We start from the raw sequence: 18,320 nt of genomic DNA, 5'->3' as shown, positions 1-18,320 counted from the left end.
CCTTCACACGACATAATGCTCACTGCGAATGACGCGAGCGGCAATGGACCGCTTCAAAGCGACCGTATCCGAAAGCGGCGCGCGCATCAGCTTCTTCAGAATGGAAAGCTGCATTTGCAGCCCGTCTCCCTGTTCCAGCGCGGTAAGCGCAAGCTTCGCAAGCGAGTCGACCCGCTCCATCGTCTCCTGCACGAATACCGTAGTCATCGCAATCACATTTTCCGTCTTCTCCGAGCTGACGCCGCCGCTTGCCTTGCATATTTTTTGCGAGCGCAGCAGCGCGCTTTCCATTGCAAATATATTGATCATGAGATCAGCAAGCGAGCACAGCACCTCCTGCTCCTGCTCGAGCCGTAGCCCCAGCTTCTGCACAGCGAGTCCGCCGATGGCGAGAAAGGTTTTTTTCGCTTGCGCAACGCGGAATGCCTCTTTGCTGAGCGGCTTTTCGAGCGGCGGAATCGGCATCGGCTGCACCAGCTCCGCCTGCAGCGACCTCACCTTGCGCAGCAGCGGCAGTTCGCCCTTTAACGCTTTTTTCATCAGCGTGCCCGGAATGAGCATCCGGTTAATTTCATTCGTCCCTTCAAAAATCCGGTTAATCCGTGAATCCCGGTAAATTCGCTCCACCTTATAATCGCGGATATAGCCGTAGCCGCCATGGATCTGCACCCCTTCGTCCGCCACGAAATCAAGGGCTTCGGATGCAAAAACCTTAATGATCGAGCATTCTATGGCATACTCCCCAATCGCCTTCGCCATGGTTACGCCGTCTCCGGCAGTTCCGTCTGCGGATTCCGTTGACCGCAGCATCGAATCGATCCAGCCGGCCGTCCGATAAACCATACTCTCGAGCACGTACGTGCGGATGTTCATATCGGCAAGCTTGGCGCCAATGAGCGGATACGAGGAAATCGCCCGCCCGAACTGTTTTCGCGTGTTCGCGTAGGACGAAGCAAGCTCAATCGTCTCTTTGGAAGAACCAAGACAGGCAGCGCCAAGCTTGAAGCGTCCGATATTCAAAATATTAAAGGCGATCTGATGCCCTTTTCCGACCTCCCCTAGCACATTTTCAACCGGCACCGCTACGTCTTCAAAAAATAAAGGGCGAGTTGAAGAACCCTTGATGCCCATCTTATGCTCCTCCGGCCCGATACTGAACCCCGGCATCCCTTTCTCGACGATAAAAGCAGTAAAATATTCTCCGTCGACCTTCGCATAAACGATAAACAAATCCGCAAAACCGGCATTTGTAATATACAATTTGGAGCCGTTAAGTATATAATGCTTCCCGCTCGGCGATAACCTGGCCGTTGTCTTCGCTCCTAAAGCATCCGAGCCGGAGGCGGGCTCGGTTAAGCAGTAAGCCGCGATCCGCTCTCCTGTTGCGAGCAAAGGAAGATAGGCCTGCTTCTGCGCAGGCGTGCCGAAAAATACGATAGGCAGCGTTCCGATGCCTGTATGCGCGCCAACCGAAAGCGCAAACGACGAGGCGCGGGCCAAAGTTTCCGCGAGCAGCGTCGTGCTTACCTTATCAAGACCCATCCCGCCGTAGGCCTCGGGCACATCGGCTCCAAGCAGGCCTAGCTCGCCGGCTTTGCGCATCAGCTCCACCGTCAAATCGTAGTTCAGCGCTTCCAGCTCCGCATCGCGCGGCGTAATTTCCGCATCCATGAACTGCTGTGCCGCTTCTCCCATCATCCGCTGCTCTTCCGTAAAATCCTCGGGCGTCACGACCGATTCCGGCGCACTATCCTCCACGACAAACCGACCGCCAAAACGTATCGTTTCCGTCATGCCGCAGGTCTCCCTTCAGTCAAACGATTATTAGGAACATTAACTTTACCCGTCATAAACCATTAATGCCGTGCGCATATCCTCATGGATTAGCTGCCGTATACCTCGATTACACCCGCGGCTCCCATTCCTCCGCCCACGCACATCGTGACAACGCCGATTCCGCCGCCTCGTCTTCCAAGCTCATGGATGAGCGACACCGTCAGCTTGGTTCCCGTACAGCCAAGCGGATGCCCCAGCGCAATGGCGCCGCCGTTCACATTAACCCGCTCGGGATCGATGCCAAGCTCTCTAATAATAGGCACGCACTGGGCCGCAAAGGCCTCGTTCAGCTCAAACAAATCGACCTGATCCAGCGTGATGCCCGCTTTCCGCAGCGCTTTAGGGACGGCTTCAATCGGACCGATGCCCATGACCTCCGGAGCGACACCCGCTACGCAAAAGCTGCGGAACGCAGCGAGCGGCTGCAAACCCAGCTCCTTTGCCCGCGCTCTGCTCATTACGATAACAGCCGCGGCGCCGTCGCTCATTTGCGAGGTATTGCCTGCCGTGACCGTTCCTTCGCGCGCAAAGGACGGCTTAAGCGGCGCCAACGTTTGAACCGTCGTCTCCGGCCGCACTCCCTCATCCGTATCGAATTGAAACACCTTCGACCATGGCCGCCCCGCATCATTTACGCCGGAACGGCTTGCCGTGACCGGTACGATCTCCGCCCGGAAGCGTCCCGACTCTATCGCCGCTGCCGCCTTGCGATGGCTGGATGCCGCGAAAGCATCCTGCTCCGCGCGCGATACGTTGTAGCGGCGGGCCACCTCCTCCGCGGTATGCCCCATGCCCATATAGACTTCCGGCCGCGCGTCAACTATTGCGGGATGCGGCGACAGCTTGAAGCCGGTCATCGGCACATGGCTCATGCTCTCTACCCCGCCGGCGGCGATAATATCCGCATCCCCGAGCCGGATACGCTCCGCGGCGTAAGCGATCGCTTGCAGCCCTGACGCGCAAAATCGGTTAATCGTAACGGCCGGCGTCGTCACCGGAAACCCTGCATAAAGTGAAATGGTCCGGGCCATGTTGAGCCCCTGTTCGCCTTCGGGCATCGCGCAGCCGATGATCACATCCTCAACGAGCTCCGGCGCTAAGCCCGGCACGCGTTCCAGCGCGCCTTGCAGAACTGCCCTGCCCAGATCCTCTGCCCTCGTCTCGGCCAAGCTGCCCTTCGATGCTTTGCCGACCGCCGTCCTCACCGCAGCAACGATAACGGCATCGCGATCGTGACTCTCAAACGGTGATGAAGCTGACATTTCGCTCTCCTCCTTCGTATAATTAGTTGCGCAGCGGCTTGCCTGTCGCGAGCATATGGCTCATGCGCTCCTGCGTTTTGCGCTCGCCGCATAGGCTTAGGAACGCTTCGCATTCCAAATCGAGCAAATACTGCTCGCTTACTTCCGCGCCGGGCTGAATATCGCCGCCGGCAAGCACGGCACCGAGCTTGCCGGCGATAAGCGCGTCATGCTCGCTTATATGGCCGCCTAGCCGCATGGCCTGCACCGCGACCTTCAGCACCGCGCTGCCTTCTCGGCCGGCAACGCGGATGCGTCCTTCCGCCGGCGGAGAATAGCCCGCCCGGTCCAGCTCTAGCACGGCCCGCTTTGCTTCGGCGATGCGCGCCTCCTGGCGCATAATGACGCGGTCCTGCGGCCGCATCAGCCCTAACCGGCTGACCTCAAACCCGCTGGAGGATGCCTTGGCCAGCGCTATTGTCTCGAACAGCAAATTCAAATGAGGCTGCAGGTCTCCGCCCGGCTTTCCGCCGCTCGCGGCCAAGGCCCGCTCAGCCGCCATAGCAGCCGCTTCCTTGCAGCCCCCGCCCGCAGGAATCAGGCCAACCCCCGTTTCCACAAGCCCAAAATACGTCTCCGGCGAATAAATAATTTGATCCGCCGGCAAGCAGGCTTCCACGCCGCCGCCAAGCGTCATCCGGTGCGGAGCCGCCACGACGGGACGGTCAAGCCGCTTCAGCTGCAGCATACTGCTTTGGAAGAAGCGGATAATCTCTTCCACCTCATCCCATTCGCCGCTCTGCGCTTCCATCAGCAGCAGCATTAAATTCGCGCCGACGCAAAAGTTGCGCCCTTCATTCGCAAGCACCAGCCCGCGCCAATTTTGCGATACCTCCTTCGCGCTTTGTGTGATCGCTGATAATATATCGCCTCCGATGGCATTGTTCTGCGAATGGAATTCCAGCAGCGCCACATCGTCGCCTATATCGATCAGGCTCGCGCCGGAGGTGGAAAACACCGTTTTTCCAGACGCTTTTAACGCCGCTATCGAGATCGAATCCGCCTCTGTTTCTTCCCGCTTATAAGCGCCGCTCGCTGCATAGACCCGTTCGCTGCCCTCCGTTTTATAGAAGCTTTCGTTTCCTGCTTCCAGCCAAGCCGATACCCAAGCCGGTATCGTATCGCCCTCCTTCTGCATGCGCTGCACCGAATCCCGAAGCCCGATCGCATCCCACAGCTCAAACGGCCCCAGCTCCCAGTTAAAGCCCCAGCGCATCGCGCGGTCGATATCCGAGATGGAATCCGCGATTATCCCAACCTGAGCAGCTGCGTAAAGCAAGGTTTTTTTGATCGTCGACCAAGCGAACTTCGCGTAGCGGTCGCGGGGATCGGTGCGCAGCAGCGCATTCACCTTGCCCGCGGCACCCTTGGCAGCCTTCGAAGCATCGATGACGGGTGAGCTCACCGGACGCTTCGGTCCGTATTCGAGCGTATCGAGCCGAAGCGTCTCAATCTCGCTGCCGCCTTTTCCCTTCACCTTCCGGTAAAAGCCTGCGCCCGTTTTCTCGCCCAGCCGTCCCGAAGCAGCGAGCCGCTCAAGCAGCGGCGGCCTTGCAAAAATGGCCTGTTCCGCAGGATCATTGCTCCGCTCGCGCACATTGTCCACCACATGCAGCAGCGTATCGAGGCCGACCAGGTCAAGCATGCGAAGCGTCGCCGTCTTCGGCCTGCCCATCGCCGGACCGGTCAACGCATCCGCCTCTTCCACCGTCAACCCGAACGCCAGCGTGTCTTCCAGCGTGATCAGCATGCCGTAGGTTCCGATCCGGTTGGCAATGAAATTCGGCGTATCCTTCGCCAGCACGACCCCTTTGCCCAGCCGCTGCTCGCAAATATCCGTTAAGAGCCGTATGACCTCGGGCGACGTTTCCGCTGTGCCAACAATTTCAACAAGCTTCATATAGCGCGGCGGATTAAAAAAATGCGTCACGCCAAAATGCCGGCGAAACTCCTCGCTTCGCCCTTCAACCATTGAAGCAGCCGATAAGCCCGATGTATTTGTCGACACAATGGTTCCCGGGCTGCGGGCAGCTTCGATTTTGGCCAATACCTCCCGTTTAATGTCCAGCCGCTCGACCACGGCTTCAACAATCCAGTCCGCCTCGCTTAACGCAGCCAGATGATCGTCTAGGTTGCCCGGCGTAATCCGCGACGTCCAGCTCGGATCGTAGAGCTGCGCCGGCGTTGCTTTGCCCATTCGGGCAACCGCTGTGGCTGCCAGACGGTTGCGCACCTTGGCATCGGCAAGCGTCAGTCCTTGCCGTTCCTCCTCCGCTGTCAGCGTCTGCGGGACAACGTCCAGCAGCACGACGCGCATGCCCGCATTCGCCAGATGGGCCGCAATACCCGCGCCCATTACGCCGGAGCCGATCACCGCCGCTTTGCGTATGGCGCTTGCATTTTTTTGCGACGCTTGTATAGCCATATTCAGCCTCCTTTTTTTGAGTCATCCACGGTCGCAAACAGCTAATGCCGTCCTCTGCGGCAAAAGTCCGTTTCGCGTTACTCGCCAAACACGCTCTCGGCAAGCAGCTCCGCCACATCGCGTGCTATAACCTTCTCCTCTGCGGATAAGGCCTTCAAGCCGTCCTCCATCATCGTCAGGCAGTATGGGCACGCCGAACTGATGACAGACGGCTTTACCTCTAATGCCTGAGCGGTTCTTGCATGGTTGACGCGGGTGCCCGAATGCTCCTCCATCCACATCAGGCCGCCGCCCGCGCCGCAGCACATCGCGTTGGAGCGCGAACGCTCCATCTCTTCGATCGTTACGCCCGGAATGGCTCGCAGCAGGCTGCGCGGCGCTTCATAGGTATCGTTATAGCGGCCTAAATAACAGGAATCGTGAACGGTTACACGCTCGTCAATCGTATGCTGCGGCTTCAAGGAGCCGTCTGCCAGCAGACGCGCCAGCAGCTCGGTATGGTGCTCGACGATAATCCCTTGGGGCATGCCAAAGTCAGGATATTCATTTTTGAGCGTGTTATAGGTATGCGGGCAGGCCGTCACGATATGAGCAATTTCATATTTGTTGATGGTCTCGATATTCTCGCGGCAGAGCTCTTGGAAAAGCAGTTCATTGCCGATCCGCCTTGCCGTATCGCCGGAGCTTTTTTCCTCGAGGCCAAGCGTTGCAAAGCTTACGCCCGCATGGTGGAGCAGCCGCACCACATCGTACAAAACACGCCTGCTGCGCATATCGTAAGCTCCCATCGAGCCTGCCCATAGCAGCACGTCAGCCTTTTTGCCCTGCTGCCTCAGCTCTTGCATCGTGGCGACCCGAATGCCGGTGCGGCTCTCGCACTCGCTTATCCAAGCTGCCCGTTCGGCGCGCGGCAGGCCCCAGGGATTGCTCTGGCGTTCAATATTTTGCAGCGCTCGCTGTCCGTCGGATGGAAGCCTGCCCTCCATCAGCACCAGGTAGCGGCGCATATCGATGATTTTGTCGACATGCTCATTGCCCACCGGGCATTGCTCTTCGCAATTGCGGCAGGTCGTGCATGCCCAAAGTTCCTCCTCCGTCAACACCTCGCCGACCATCTCCACCTCCTCCGGCTTGACGCCCTCCCGAACACTCCATGCTCCAGCTTGCGCAGCCATCGTCGGCTCAATGTTGGTTACCCCATTGGATGAAGCCTCCCAAGCAGGTATCACCCCTCCCATAACATGGGCGTAAGGCCCGTTTGCTTTGGATTGCCACAGGCTGGCAGGAAGCCATGGGGACTTGGAGGTAATCGCAGCGCCTTTTTCCGTTAAATGATCCCTCAGCTTCACGATGAGATGCATCGGCGAGAGCAGCTTGCCGGTACTTGCAGCCGGGCAAACATTCGTACAGCGGCCGCATTCGACGCAGGCGTACAAATCAAGCATCTGCTTTTGCGAAAAATGCTCCACCTTCCCCGCGCCGAAGGATTCCGCCTCCTCATCCTCCAAATTAAGCGGCGTGAGCCGTCCTGCAGGCGTACTGCGCCTAAACCAGAGGTTGACCGGAGCCGTTATCAAATGAAAATGCTTCGACTGCGGCACATAAACCAGAAAGCTTAGCAGCACCAAGAGATGCAGCCACCAAAACAGCTCAAAGCCGGCATTCGCCGCAACGCTTCCAGGCTGTACGCCGGCGCTTTGAAGCAGCTGAGCCAGTAGATTGCTTACCGGTGCGTAGTCTGCTTCAACCAGATGAACGGCAGGATCCGCTTTGGCGGCAGCCAGCCGCTCGAACGCCAACGAAAATAAAACCGTGAGCATCAGCGAGCCGATGAACCACATCACGAGGGAAGGCTTCCACCCGCGCTTAAGCCGGGGCAGCCGCTCCCCGTAACGGCGGAAAGCACCGTACAGCACAGCTGCGAAAACAAGCGTAACGGTCATCTCCTGCGTCATTGAAAACCCGCCATAGTAGGGCAGCGGCAGCGGAACGCCGTCATTCAGCCCCTTCCAAATCAAATCCGCCGCGCCAAACTGAAGCACGATAAAGCCGTAAAAATAAACCAAATGCATGATGCCGCTTCTTACATCGTTCAGCAGCTTGCGATGACCGAGCACCTGGGCGCTGAAGCTGGATTTGCTTTTGTGCTTGCGTTGATAACGCGCAAAAATAGCCGGCACCCCTAGCCTCATATACAAAATGCGCCTCTGCACGACCAGCGCGAACATCGAAACGGCAATCAGCACAACCGCCGCAAACAATGCCCACCTTCCCCAAAACAACCATTGACCGACAGATCCAGCTGCCAAAAATGATGGCATACGCCCCGCCCCCCTTAAATGCCCGCTCCTCGATCAGAGCATCTGTGCGCAAAGCAGTCGGACAAGCATTAAAGCGCTTCCAAAAATAGCCGCGGTGATCCATGTATATGTCCTTTTTTCCGCGAACATGCCGCTCGCCGGGCGATTGGAAACGGTCTATTCCACTTCGAAGCGTCATAACGTAGCAATGATGGACAATGTCTTCAATATGTCGGTAGAAGTGAGGGAGCTTCGATGCTGAAAATAGTGGTGCTTCTCAAACAAACGTTTGATACCGAGGAAAAAATCATAGTAACCGCTGCGGGCGTCGATGAAAGTGACGCCAAATTCGTCATTAATCCTTACGATGAGTATGCGCTCGAGGAAGCGCTCCGCCAGCGGGAACGGCTGGGCGGCGAGGTCATTGCCGTCACTTGCGGACCGGAGCGTTCCCAGGATGCGCTCCGCACCGCACTGGCTATCGGAGCGGATGAAGCTATCCGGCTCGACAGCGGTTCCTTGCCGGATGATGGAAGCGCGGTTGCCGCCGCGCTCGCTGCCATCATCAAGCCGCTTTCTCCTGACCTGCTGCTGGCCGGCTTGTTTGCGGTAGACAGCGGAGCAGGCAGCGTCGCCTTGCAAATTGCGGAGCGGCTGGGGCTGCCCCATGCGTCTTCCGCCGTTAAACTGACAATCCTGACCGCTGCCGAGCTCAGCGCCTTGCCAAAAGAAGGCGTATTGCTTGAAGCCGGCACATCTAGCGCCGAGCGTTTTGCGCTCGTTGAGCGTGATATCGAAGGCGATACCGAAACCGTATCGCTCCCGCTGCCCGCGCTCGTAACGGCGCAGCAAGGCTTAAACGAGCCCCGTTATCCGTCTCTACCGGGCATTATGAAAGCAAAACGCAAGCCGCTACGCACCGTCACGCTTCAAGAGCTGGCGAACAGCGGCTCGCTAGCGGCAGAAAGTGTAGCGCCCCGCACTTCTCGCTCGCAGCTGCTCCCGCCCCCGCCTCGCGCGACGGGTAAGCGCCTGCCCGGCGCGCCGGCGGAGCAAGCCGCAGCGCTGGTGTCGCTGCTGCGGGAGGAAGCGAAGCTGCCTCTTTGAGCGGTGCTGCAGGGCCGCTGGTGAGGGAGGAAACAAACTGCTGTTGTGAGCGGTGCCGCAGGGCCGCTGGTGAGGGAGGAAGCGAAGCTGCAGTTGTGAGCGGTACCAAGGGCCGCTGGTGAGGGAGGAAGCAAAGCTGCTGTTGTGAGCGGTACCGCAGGGCTGCTGGTGAGGGAGGAAACAAACTGCTGTTGTGAGCGGTACCGCAGGGTTGCTGGTGGAGGAGGAAACAAAGCTGCTGTTGTGAGCGGTACCGCAAGGCCGCTGGTGAGGGAGGAAACGAAGCTGCCTCTCTGAGCGGTGCTGCAGGGCCGCTGGTGGGCCTTGTAGGAGGAGCGGTGAATTCCGCTGGCAGTACTCGGCGTGTGCGACAAAACGGGAAAACACACTTTTAGTTGGATAGTAGGCGTTTCTGCAAACAAGGCTGCTCATCTACTCTGCGGTTTGTGCAAAGAGTGGAATATTGAGCTCGAAGGTCAGCGCTACACTGCAGTTTGTGCAATAGAATGGCCATATCAATCAAATAACCCGCGCTACGCTGCAGTTTGTGCAGTAGATTCAGCTGTTAATGGGCTCCGACGGCGCTAAATGGGCTAGTCCGTTGCATAAACTGCAGTCTAGCTCGCACAAGGAGCTCCAATGTGAGGTTTCTGTTGTACAATCTGCAGCGTAGGCACAGAGCACGGAATGGTGCTTAATGCGCTTAACTAACTGCGAGGATAGAGCGGAAAAACATACTATTACTTAGGTGGTAGGAGCTTCTGCACACGAGGCTGCTCATCTACTCTGTGGTTTGTGCAAAGCGTGGCATACTGTGCTCGAAGGTCGGCGTAACACCGCAGTTTGCACTAGAGTGCCACACGAGCTAAAAGGACAGTGTTACATCGCAGTACGTGCAGTAGAAACGCATAGTGAGCTCGAAAGTCAGCGCTACACTGCAGTTTGTGCAATAGAATGGCCATATCAACCTGAAATCCCGCGCTACGCTGCAGTTTGTGCAGTAGATTGAGCTGATAATGGGCTCAGACGACGCTTATTCGGCTAGTCCGTTGTACAAACTGCAGTGTAGCCCGCACAGGGTGCTCCGATGTGAGGTTTCTGTTGTACAATCTGCAGCGTAGACACAGTGCATGGAATGGTGGTTAATGCGCTTAACTAACTGGTAGGCTAGAGCGGAAAAACATACTATTACTTGGGTGGTAGGCGCTACTGCGAAGCAGGTTGCTCATCTACTCTGCGGTTTGTGCAAAGAGTGGCATACTTAGCTCGAAGGTCAGCGCTACACTGCAGTTTGTGCATTAGAATCGCATACTTAGCTCGAAAGTCGGCGTAACACCGCAGTTTGTGCACAAGAGTCGCATACTTAGCTCGAAGGCCAGCTCTACACTGCAGTTTGTGCAATAGAATGGCCATATCAATCAAATAACCCGCGCTACGCTGCAGTTTGTGCAGTAGAATCAGCTGTTAATGGGCTCAGACGGCGCTTATTCGGCTAGTCCGTTGTATAAACTGCAGTCTAGCCCGCACTGGGAGCTCTAATGTGAGGTTTCTGTTATACAATCTGCAGCGTAGACACAGAGCACGGAATGGCGCTTAATGCGCTTAACTAACTGCGAGGATAGATCGGGAAAACATACTATTACTTGGGTGGTAGGCGCTACTGTGAAGCAGGTTGCTCATCTACTCTGCGGTTTGTGCTAAGAGTGCATACTTAGCTCGAAGTCAGCAAGCAATGAGAGATTAAGAACAAAGCTTGGTTTGTCCTAAAAGTGACGGGAGAGGAGCAGCATCCTATGTCCAAAACCATACTTATTTTTGCTGAAAGCCGGAACGGCGCGCTCCGCCGGGTGGCGCTGGAGGCACTCGGCGCAGCACGGCGGCTCGCAGGCAAGGACGGCGCTGTCCATGCCGTCCTTGCCTGCTCCGGCGGCGCGGCGGAAGAAGCCGCCGCGCTCATTGCGCGGGGGGCGGACGTCGTGCATATCGCCGACGATCCTTCCCTCCGCGCCTTTGCGCCCGAGGCGTACATCGCCGCCCTCGGCGCAGCGATGGCTGCGGTGCAGCCGGACGCGCTATTGCTCGGCCACACCGCTATGGGGCGCGAGCTCGCGCCCCGTGTGGCCGCAGCCATTGGCGCCGGCCACATCGCCGACGTCATCGCCATCGAAGCATCTGACGATGGCGATGACGTCGGCTTCATCCGCCCGCTCTACGCCGGCAAGGCGTTCGAGCGGCGCAGCTTTGTGCCGGGCAACCCGTGGGTCATCACGGTGCGCCCGAACAATCTGCCGGCGGCAGAGCCTTTGGACGCCGCCGAAGCAACAGGCACCGCCGCGGAGCTTCCGTTCACGGTGCCTCCGCTCTACACCGCCGTGCGCAGCCTGGTGCGACGCGCCGGCGGCCAGCTTGATCTAGCCGAAGCCGACGTCGTCGTTTCCGGCGGACGAGGCGTGCGCAGCGCAGCCGGCTTCGAGCCGCTGCAAGCCATGGCTGCTGCGCTCGGCGGCGCTGTCGGCGCCTCGCGCGGTGCCTGCGATGCCGGCTATTGCGATTATGCGCTGCAAATTGGTCAAACGGGGAAAGTCGTCACCCCTCAGCTTTATATTGCTTGCGGGATTAGCGGCGCCATCCAGCATCTGGCTGGCATGAGCCAATCCCGCGTCATCGTCGCGATTAACAAAGATCCCGACGCGCCTATTTTCGGCATAGCCGATTACGGCATCGTCGGCGACTTATTTGATGTCGTTCCTTTGTTAACGACAGAGCTGCAGCGCGCACGCGCCTAAAATTTATCCTGAATTCTTACGCTTCGCCTTACCGAAAAAGGGTGCCTATGTTGTATGTTATACAACTCAGGCACCCTTTTAGCATTCATTCCCCGGCTTCGCTCCGCCAGGTGAACCTTCGTTAAGCAAAATCAGGACGAATCTCGCGGATGCAATCCGGCGACTCGAACAAATCGTCATGCACCGCATTCGTAACCGGGTACGCGCGCATCAGGTAAGAATCCATCGCCTCTAAATGTTTGCGCAGGCCGCTGAATTCCGTAATCCGGGGGTTGAGCCAGTCCTCAATGCCCTCTTCGTCCAAAATAACCGGAACGCGCGGCTGCCACACCGACATCGCTCCCGTCGATGCCGCGGTAATCATCGTGAAGGCGCGCACCTCTTTGCCGCTCACGTTTCTCCAGCAATCATAAATGCCGGCAATGCCGAACAGCTGCTGACTCGGGACGACGATATGCATCGCTCTCGGGTCACGCTCTTTTCCGAACTGTTTTTGGCCAAAAAAACCGCTGCAAGGCAGCACGCATCTTTGTCTCCGCAGCATACGCGCCAGAAACGGCTTTTCGGAAAGCGTCTGATGATCGGCATTTACGGCATCCTTTGCCCAGAAAGGAAACAAGCCCCATCGTGATTCCTGAATCGACCTTTGATCAAACCGATCATTCATAACAATCGATACCGTCTGCGTAGGCGCTACATTGAATCGATTCGTATGCCCTTGAATAACCTTTCTTACTTGAAACATCTCAACAATATCGCTCATTTCTGCCGTTAACGAAAACCGTTCAATCATCGCGACCACCCTTTTCACGTTGTTTGAATCCAGTTTTTGTTAAAGGCTATGAAATTATGCAATGATTGGAGCGAAATAAACAAATAGCGGGAAGCGAAGCTTCTGCTTCATCTCCCGCCTTTTGGCAAAGCGATGGCTTACATCGTGAAACGTTTGCGGAATTTCAGCGGCGGCATGCCGGTATGAGCCGCAAAAAGCCTCGAGAAATGCGGCGTCTGCCGAAAGCCGGTTTCCTCCGCTACCCGTGCTATCGTCCAATCGGTTTTGATAAGCAGCAGCTTCGCTTGATCCAGTCTGTAATAAAGCAGGTATTGCTGCGGCGTGCAATCGAATACCTCGGTCATGCAGCGCGTAATGTAATTGGTGTGCAGCTGCAGGACATCGCTTAACATCGTGTTGCTGATCGGGCTCCGGTAATTCAGCTTCAAATAGGCAGCCGCCCGCTCCGCGACCGATACCGCTGCTTTCGCGGCATCCGAACGCCAGCCTTCGTCCAGCATTTGCAGCAAATGCAGAAACCGCTGCTGACGATCCCAGAATGCGCCATGCGACGAGCTTTTGGCCGCTTCATGCAGCTGGGAGAAGATAAGTTTAGCCTCATCCGGATAGGTAAGCTTCATCTTTTTCGGCAGCCGGATGGCATATGTATAATAGTCGCCTCTCAGTGATCCGCTTTGATTGCCGACCGTCTCCTCCCAGGCGCCTACCGTTTGAAAATGGATCCAATCGAACACCGTATCCTCCTCGCATGGGCGAGTGGAATAATGCCAGCGGTCCGGCCGCAGAATCAGAACATCGCCCGGACCGAGCGTCCACCTTCGGTTATCCTCGGCCACATGCAGCGACCCTTCATTTACGAACAGCAAATCAAAAACGCCTAGATTCGTCCGGTTCGGATGCTCCTCGCCGGCGCGGTAAGTTAAACGGTTGGATTCTATGAAAAATGGCAACGGCGGTGAACGGAAGGTTAGTAATAGCTCCTCTGACAATCGAATCTCTCTCCTTCTAAAGTTTTGCGAAGCAAAACTTACTTCGTAAGCAGATGCTTAGTTTTGCGAAGCATAACTTACTTCGTAAGCAGACGCTTAATCTTGCGAAGCAAAACTTACTTCGAACGCCTATGCTTTGTTTTACTTGGCAAAATAAAATTTCCAGGTGTAAATATGCAAAAATGACTACTGCCCATGTTACTTGAAAACCGTTTCATTTGTCTACAACAAAACAAAGCCCCAGCTCATCCGCAATCGGAATCCATTTGGGGCTTAACGTTTATTTTGTTCGATTGGCGTGCAAAATCACATGATTAATTGAACCGCCGACCCTGGATTGACCTTGAAGAAGTCGGCTTCAGGAAGCAGGCTTTTGATCAAATACATATAATCGTAGGAGCGTTCAAGCGACTCCTCATCAGGAACATAGTCGATCCTTTTGCCGCTGAGCAGGGATAGCACCTCAATGCGCGTCGGAAGCTTCTCGAAGGCGCTCATGCAAAACACCGACGTCATATGAAAAAGCAAACCAAGGGAATCCTCATCGACATCGACAGCCAGCTTCTGCACGATATAATCATCTGCGCCGCCTTCCGGATCCACGGAAACCAAATGAAAGATTTGCGATATTTCCAAATCCAGCTCATCCACGTAGGCAGTTAGCTGTTCATAAAAAATAATCGGCATGCCCGGACAGGAGCCGCCAAGCAAAAAATCGGTCAACTGCTTCTTCACCGTATGCTTCATTTGCAAGTAATGCTCGTCGGAATGGAACTTATAATTACGGTTCGTCCACCAATGCTCCACGGAGGCTTCGATTGCCGCCTGCGTTCGGGCCCCTTCAGGCATCCGGTAGAAATCATTTACGCTGTGGCTGGCTGCAAATTGAACCATTTGCCTCCAGTTTACTTCGCTTTCCCGCTTGCTGCCTTTCTTGTTTCTGGCAAACCGGTCGGGGCAGCGCAGCAGCTCTTCCAGCTTATAATCTTCAACTCTCAATACCGTGGGAAACTGCTCCATACAAAAACCGCCCCTCTCCCGTTATTATCCTGCCACCGCTACAAGTCCGGCAATTTGACGTCCCAAGTTTCTGCCTTGTTCTTTCTCATCTTCTGACGCGTTATACTCAAACTTAATGCATTCCGCTGAAATGGCAGCGCCAAGCTCCTTGAGCTTCGCCTCAATCATATCCACCGCGGCGCAATAAATCGGATACGAGGTATCTCCCGAACCAAAAGCGGCAGCAACCTTTCCGCTAAGATTAAGCGAGCCCATCTCTTCGAAGAAATCAATAAATTCATCCGGCAGCTCGCCATCGCCCCACGTATAAGCTCCGATAATGATGCCGTCATAATCATTTAGCTCCGCTGCTCTTGCATCAAAAGCTTCCTTCAAAACAACCTCCGCTCCCGCCTGCGTAACCCCTTCTGCTATGGCCTCCGCCATTTCTTCCGTGTTCCCCGTCATGCTTGCATAAACGACAAGTACTTTCGACATCTGTCATTCCTCCGCTTCCTGCTTCTATATTTTTAAATATTGAATGTTTGAATGCCTTCAAAGAGCGTCGCCATGTATAAGCTGCCGCCCTGCATATCGATGTCCGTCACCGGACAGCCCAGCTTAATAGACAGCAGCGTGACTTGATTGCAAATGTAGGCGAGCTGGAACAGTCCGCGGTCCGTACATACATAAACATCATTTCCCTTGGCAAGCACGGAAAAAATAAACGGCTTGCCGAACCGGATTCGGTCGAATTTGCCTTTTTTATCCCCAATGAGAAGCTCGCCTTTGTCGCTCGTGCCGATCAAATGTCCCCGGAACACCGCTAAGCTCGTAACATGCGTTTCCAGCTCAAAATGTGCCCAGTCATCCATAAATCGATCATAGAGCGATATACCGCTCTCATGCGCGATGATTAAGTATTGAGGCAGATTTATAAAATCGTAGACCTTCTTTTCTTCGCATGCGATTTGCTCCCATTTGCTGCCCGATTTGGACCAAAGCCCATATTCGGTCGCCGCGTAGCTGGTCCCTCCGATTTTGCGGTATTGATAGCAAGGAATCGATATGCCGTCATTTTCCCATGCTTCGCCGTTCCATTCGTAAAGTCCGCTGCCCGTGCAGGCATGCAGCAAATCATGCTGCAGCTGCAGACGGTTCACACTGGTCTTATCATCCAACCCGTTGCTCAGCTTCTCCCAGCTTCCTTCCGCATCGATTTGATAAATCCCGTGACCGACTGATGCGGCGAACAAGCAGTCAGGTCCTGCCTTTACCGATGAGAAGGGGAAGAGCAGCCAATTCCAAGGCTTGCTTGTTTCAATTTGCATGTCTCTTGCTCCTTCAAATAGATTTTATTTAGTCTGTTGTGTGTTGAAGCTGCTGTACGATATATTTGCTCCCGTGGTTGGGCATTATTGGGCGAATGTTTTCGTTTAGAAGCTGATTTCTTTTCCCCTGCTTGTGTAAAAGGAAAGCTGATTTTCTTTTTTTCAAAACCATTTCATAAAGCAAGCCCATAAGCTCCACCTCCCGCTTTAGGTCGATATGTAATTGACTTCTTTATCAGTGATAATGATAATGATTATCACTTTCGTATACATGATAACTATTCTCATTTCTTATGTCAAATCATTTATTCATTCGCTCTCTTATGCTCGTTTTCTATGCAAGCGCCGGTTTAGCGATTTCCTAATTAAACAGGCAACAAAAAAACGGCAGGCCAAGGTGAATTCCTTGACCTGCCGTTTCTTTTTTACTGCTATGCCAAGCTCTACAAACGAAGATCCAGTTGCAGCTTTAACAACACTTTAATCTGATCCTGCAAGAACTGAACTTCCCGCACCGTTACAACTTCCTCTGCAGGCAATTCAAGCGGTATGGTAATGGTTTCGAGCATACTTATGGGCAAACCCGTATTTTTCAAGGATAACGTCTGCGGCCTAAGCACGATGTTTGGAGACTGCCATTCGAGTGAATATTCTGCTTCAAGAGCTGCAGGTATTCGATCCATGTAGGTAACGTTCATATGGGCGATCAGCATCTTGTCTTCCAGCTCGAAGCGCGCTCCGTCCAGCCGAATATCCTGCGCAAGCTCCCAGGGCGCCGATCCCGCTTCCCCGCTTGCATACTTTTCGTTCAGGTGTTTTTTGATTAAATCGTTAATATCATCCTCCGTAAGGACAAGCTCCGGCTTGAGATTCTTGATCATGGCAAGCGCCTTTTCATTCACGTCAATCGGCTCGTAGCTCAGATTAAGCTGCTCGTCCGGCGCGATATAGGACAGCATCCACCAGGCGGCCGCGCCAAGCAGCAATAGAATAAAAATAAAGAGCAGAAGCAGTCTTTTTATTATTTTTCCCATAACGTTCCCCTTCCCGCAATAAAAAATAGCGATTTTTCCATACGTTAACTTGCTATGATAATGCTATAATAAATCCATTCATTTATGCTCCTGATTCACGAAAGCCGAGAGGATGGTCACCCATGAACACGAACAATGTACCGCGGCACCGCATTGGACTTGAAGATATCGTGCAAGCGCAAATGCATTTAAAGGATGTCATAACGCGTACTCCGCTTCAATATAACCGCGTGCTGTCCGAGCGTTACAACTGCAATGTGCTGTTAAAACGGGAGGATCTGCAAATCGTCCGCTCGTTCAAAATACGCGGCGCTTATCATTTGATGCGTTCCCTCGGAGAAGAAACCTTGGCGAAAGGCGTTGTATGCGCGAGTGCGGGCAACCACGCGCAGGGCGTCGCTTACTCCTGCCAGACGCTCGGTATTCCCGGCAAAATCTATATGCCAAGCACCACCCCCCGCCAAAAGGTAACGCAGGTCAACTTCTTTGGAGGCACCCACGTTGAAGTCATCCTGACCGGCGATACCTTTGACGATGCCTACGCGGAAGCCGTGGCCGAGAGCGCCCGCAGCGGCATGGCCTTTATCCATCCGTTCGACGATCCCAAAATCATCGCAGGAAACGGTACGGTCGGTCAAGAATTGATGGAAGCGGCCGATGCCGTACCCGACTTCGTCTTCGTTACCGTTGGCGGCGGCGGACTTGCGGCAGGCGTCTCTTCCTATACCAAAATCGTCTCGCCTGCCACAAAGGTCATCGGCGTGGAGCCCGAAGGCGCCCAGTCGTTACGAGCTTCTTTGGATGCGGGCGAAGTCACCGCGCTCGACCAAATCGATAAGTTCGTGGACGGCGCGGCCGTTAAGCGGATCGGCGATTTGACGTTTGAGATCTGCCGGGAGCTGCTGGACGATGTAATCGCCGTACCGGAAGGAAAAGTATGTACGACCATGCTGGACTTGTACAATGAGAATGCGATTGTAGCCGAGCCGGCCGGTGCGCTGCCGATTGCCGCGCTTGAAGCTTATCGCGAGCAAATTCAAGGAAAAACCGTTGTCTGCGTAGTTAGTGGCGGCAACAACGATGTCGACCGGATGCAGGAAATTAAAGAGCGCTCCCTCATCTACGAAGGCTACAAGCATTACTTTATGGTAAGCTTTCCGCAACGCGCGGGAGCGCTGCGGGAATTTCTCGACCGCGTGCTTGGACCTAATGATGACATCACGCGCTTTGAATATACCAAAAAATCGAACAAGGACAACGGGCCCGCACTCGTTGGCATCGAGCTTAAGCACAGAGAGGATTACGATCCGCTCGTCGATCGGATGACCAAGAAAGGCTTTCAATTTCTAGAGCTGAACAAGGATCCCGTGCTGTTTAATTTGTTGATTTGATCCGCTTCTTAATCGAATACGCCCCGTT

General features: G+C 54.9%; 14 protein-coding genes. 3 read left to right on the top strand and 11 right to left on the bottom strand.

The genetic code is table 11. The features are described from left to right. Window positions 1-3 precede the first annotated feature (3 nt). From MRBLPE1_RS24665 to MRBLPE1_RS24650, 4 genes are all read right to left on the bottom strand, one after another. Window positions 4-1,794, bottom strand: a complete 1,791-nt coding sequence (locus tag MRBLPE1_RS24665) for an acyl-CoA dehydrogenase family protein (protein ID WP_364150482.1) — start codon at window positions 1,792-1,794, stop codon at window positions 4-6. 89 nt (window positions 1,795-1,883) lie between these two features. Next, window positions 1,884-3,098, bottom strand: a complete 1,215-nt coding sequence (locus tag MRBLPE1_RS24660) for an acetyl-CoA C-acyltransferase (protein WP_364150479.1) — start codon at window positions 3,096-3,098, stop codon at window positions 1,884-1,886. A gap of 22 nt (window positions 3,099-3,120) precedes the next feature. Continuing rightward, on the bottom strand, window positions 3,121-5,562 hold the full coding sequence (locus tag MRBLPE1_RS24655; protein ID WP_364150476.1) for a 3-hydroxyacyl-CoA dehydrogenase/enoyl-CoA hydratase family protein: 2,442 nt from the start codon (window positions 5,560-5,562) through the stop codon (window positions 3,121-3,123). A 77-nt stretch (window positions 5,563-5,639) separates the two neighbouring features. Next, the gene (locus MRBLPE1_RS24650; protein ID WP_414698918.1) at window positions 5,640-7,883 is read right to left on the bottom strand and encodes a heterodisulfide reductase-related iron-sulfur binding cluster; all 2,244 of its coding nucleotides are present in this window, start codon (window positions 7,881-7,883) and stop codon (window positions 5,640-5,642) included. Between the two features lie 237 nt (window positions 7,884-8,120). Between MRBLPE1_RS24650 and MRBLPE1_RS24645 the strand changes: the two genes are divergently transcribed. Together MRBLPE1_RS24645 and MRBLPE1_RS24640 are read left to right on the top strand one after the other, a co-directional pair. Next, the gene (locus tag MRBLPE1_RS24645) at window positions 8,121-8,969 is read left to right on the top strand and encodes an electron transfer flavoprotein subunit beta/FixA family protein (protein WP_364151490.1); all 849 of its coding nucleotides are present in this window, start codon (window positions 8,121-8,123) and stop codon (window positions 8,967-8,969) included. A 1,793-nt stretch (window positions 8,970-10,762) separates the two neighbouring features. Next, a complete protein-coding gene (locus MRBLPE1_RS24640) occupies window positions 10,763-11,755 on the top strand; it encodes an electron transfer flavoprotein subunit alpha/FixB family protein (protein ID WP_364150473.1) in 993 nt (330 codons plus the stop codon). Between the two features lie 121 nt (window positions 11,756-11,876). Here the strand turns inward: MRBLPE1_RS24640 and MRBLPE1_RS24635 are convergent, their stop codons facing one another. From MRBLPE1_RS24635 to MRBLPE1_RS24605, 7 genes are all read right to left on the bottom strand, one after another. Next, the gene (locus MRBLPE1_RS24635; protein ID WP_364150470.1) at window positions 11,877-12,548 is read right to left on the bottom strand and encodes an SOS response-associated peptidase; all 672 of its coding nucleotides are present in this window, start codon (window positions 12,546-12,548) and stop codon (window positions 11,877-11,879) included. Window positions 12,549-12,685: 137 nt separating this feature from the next. Continuing rightward, entirely contained in the window at window positions 12,686-13,537 is an 852-nt protein-coding gene (locus MRBLPE1_RS24630) for an AraC family transcriptional regulator (protein WP_364150468.1), read from the bottom strand. A 306-nt stretch (window positions 13,538-13,843) separates the two neighbouring features. Next, entirely contained in the window at window positions 13,844-14,557 is a 714-nt protein-coding gene (locus MRBLPE1_RS24625; protein ID WP_364150466.1) for a hypothetical protein, read from the bottom strand. A gap of 24 nt (window positions 14,558-14,581) precedes the next feature. After that, window positions 14,582-15,034, bottom strand: a complete 453-nt coding sequence (locus MRBLPE1_RS24620; protein ID WP_364150464.1) for a flavodoxin — start codon at window positions 15,032-15,034, stop codon at window positions 14,582-14,584. Window positions 15,035-15,066: 32 nt separating this feature from the next. After that, a complete protein-coding gene (locus tag MRBLPE1_RS24615) occupies window positions 15,067-15,867 on the bottom strand; it encodes a hypothetical protein (RefSeq protein ID WP_364150461.1) in 801 nt (266 codons plus the stop codon). Window positions 15,868-15,895: 28 nt separating this feature from the next. Then, window positions 15,896-16,057, bottom strand: a complete 162-nt coding sequence (locus MRBLPE1_RS24610) for a hypothetical protein (protein WP_364150458.1) — start codon at window positions 16,055-16,057, stop codon at window positions 15,896-15,898. 253 nt (window positions 16,058-16,310) lie between these two features. Then, window positions 16,311-16,901 carry a hypothetical protein gene (locus tag MRBLPE1_RS24605; protein WP_364150456.1) on the bottom strand — a complete coding sequence of 197 codons (591 nt, stop codon included), beginning with the start codon at window positions 16,899-16,901 and terminating at the stop codon, window positions 16,311-16,313. Window positions 16,902-17,023: 122 nt separating this feature from the next. Here MRBLPE1_RS24605 and ilvA point away from each other — a divergent pair, with 122 nt between their 5' ends. Further along, window positions 17,024-18,292, top strand: a complete 1,269-nt coding sequence (gene ilvA, locus MRBLPE1_RS24600; RefSeq protein ID WP_364150454.1) for a threonine ammonia-lyase IlvA — start codon at window positions 17,024-17,026, stop codon at window positions 18,290-18,292. Window positions 18,293-18,320: the final 28 nt, after the last annotated feature.

The sequence above is a fragment of the Paenibacillus sp. LPE1-1-1.1 genome (assembly GCF_040676435.1).
GTDB lineage: Bacteria > Bacillota > Bacilli > Paenibacillales > Paenibacillaceae > Pristimantibacillus.
Note: the sequence above shows the minus strand (reverse complement) of the source record. Positions and strands in the feature narration are given on the sequence as shown.

Excerpts from the sequence above, each read along its gene's own strand:
- MRBLPE1_RS24665 (WP_364150482.1), bottom strand. The coding sequence starts at position 1,794 with ATGACGGAAACGATACGTTTTGGCGGTCGGTTTGTCGTGGAGGATAGT.
- MRBLPE1_RS24660 (WP_364150479.1), bottom strand. The coding sequence starts at position 3,098 with ATGTCAGCTTCATCACCGTTTGAGAGTCACGATCGCGATGCCGTTATC.
- MRBLPE1_RS24655 (WP_364150476.1), bottom strand. The coding sequence starts at position 5,562 with ATGGCTATACAAGCGTCGCAAAAAAATGCAAGCGCCATACGCAAAGCG.
- MRBLPE1_RS24650 (WP_414698918.1), bottom strand. The coding sequence starts at position 7,883 with ATGCCATCATTTTTGGCAGCTGGATCTGTCGGTCAATGGTTGTTTTGG.
- MRBLPE1_RS24640 (WP_364150473.1), top strand. The coding sequence starts at position 10,763 with ATGTCCAAAACCATACTTATTTTTGCTGAAAGCCGGAACGGCGCGCTC.
- MRBLPE1_RS24635 (WP_364150470.1), bottom strand. The coding sequence starts at position 12,548 with ATGATTGAACGGTTTTCGTTAACGGCAGAAATGAGCGATATTGTTGAG.
- MRBLPE1_RS24625 (WP_364150466.1), bottom strand. The coding sequence starts at position 14,557 with ATGGAGCAGTTTCCCACGGTATTGAGAGTTGAAGATTATAAGCTGGAA.
- MRBLPE1_RS24620 (WP_364150464.1), bottom strand. The coding sequence starts at position 15,034 with ATGTCGAAAGTACTTGTCGTTTATGCAAGCATGACGGGGAACACGGAA.
- MRBLPE1_RS24615 (WP_364150461.1), bottom strand. The coding sequence starts at position 15,867 with ATGCAAATTGAAACAAGCAAGCCTTGGAATTGGCTGCTCTTCCCCTTC.
- MRBLPE1_RS24610 (WP_364150458.1), bottom strand. The coding sequence starts at position 16,057 with ATGGGCTTGCTTTATGAAATGGTTTTGAAAAAAAGAAAATCAGCTTTC.
- MRBLPE1_RS24605 (WP_364150456.1), bottom strand. The coding sequence starts at position 16,901 with ATGGGAAAAATAATAAAAAGACTGCTTCTGCTCTTTATTTTTATTCTA.
- ilvA (WP_364150454.1), top strand. The coding sequence starts at position 17,024 with ATGAACACGAACAATGTACCGCGGCACCGCATTGGACTTGAAGATATC.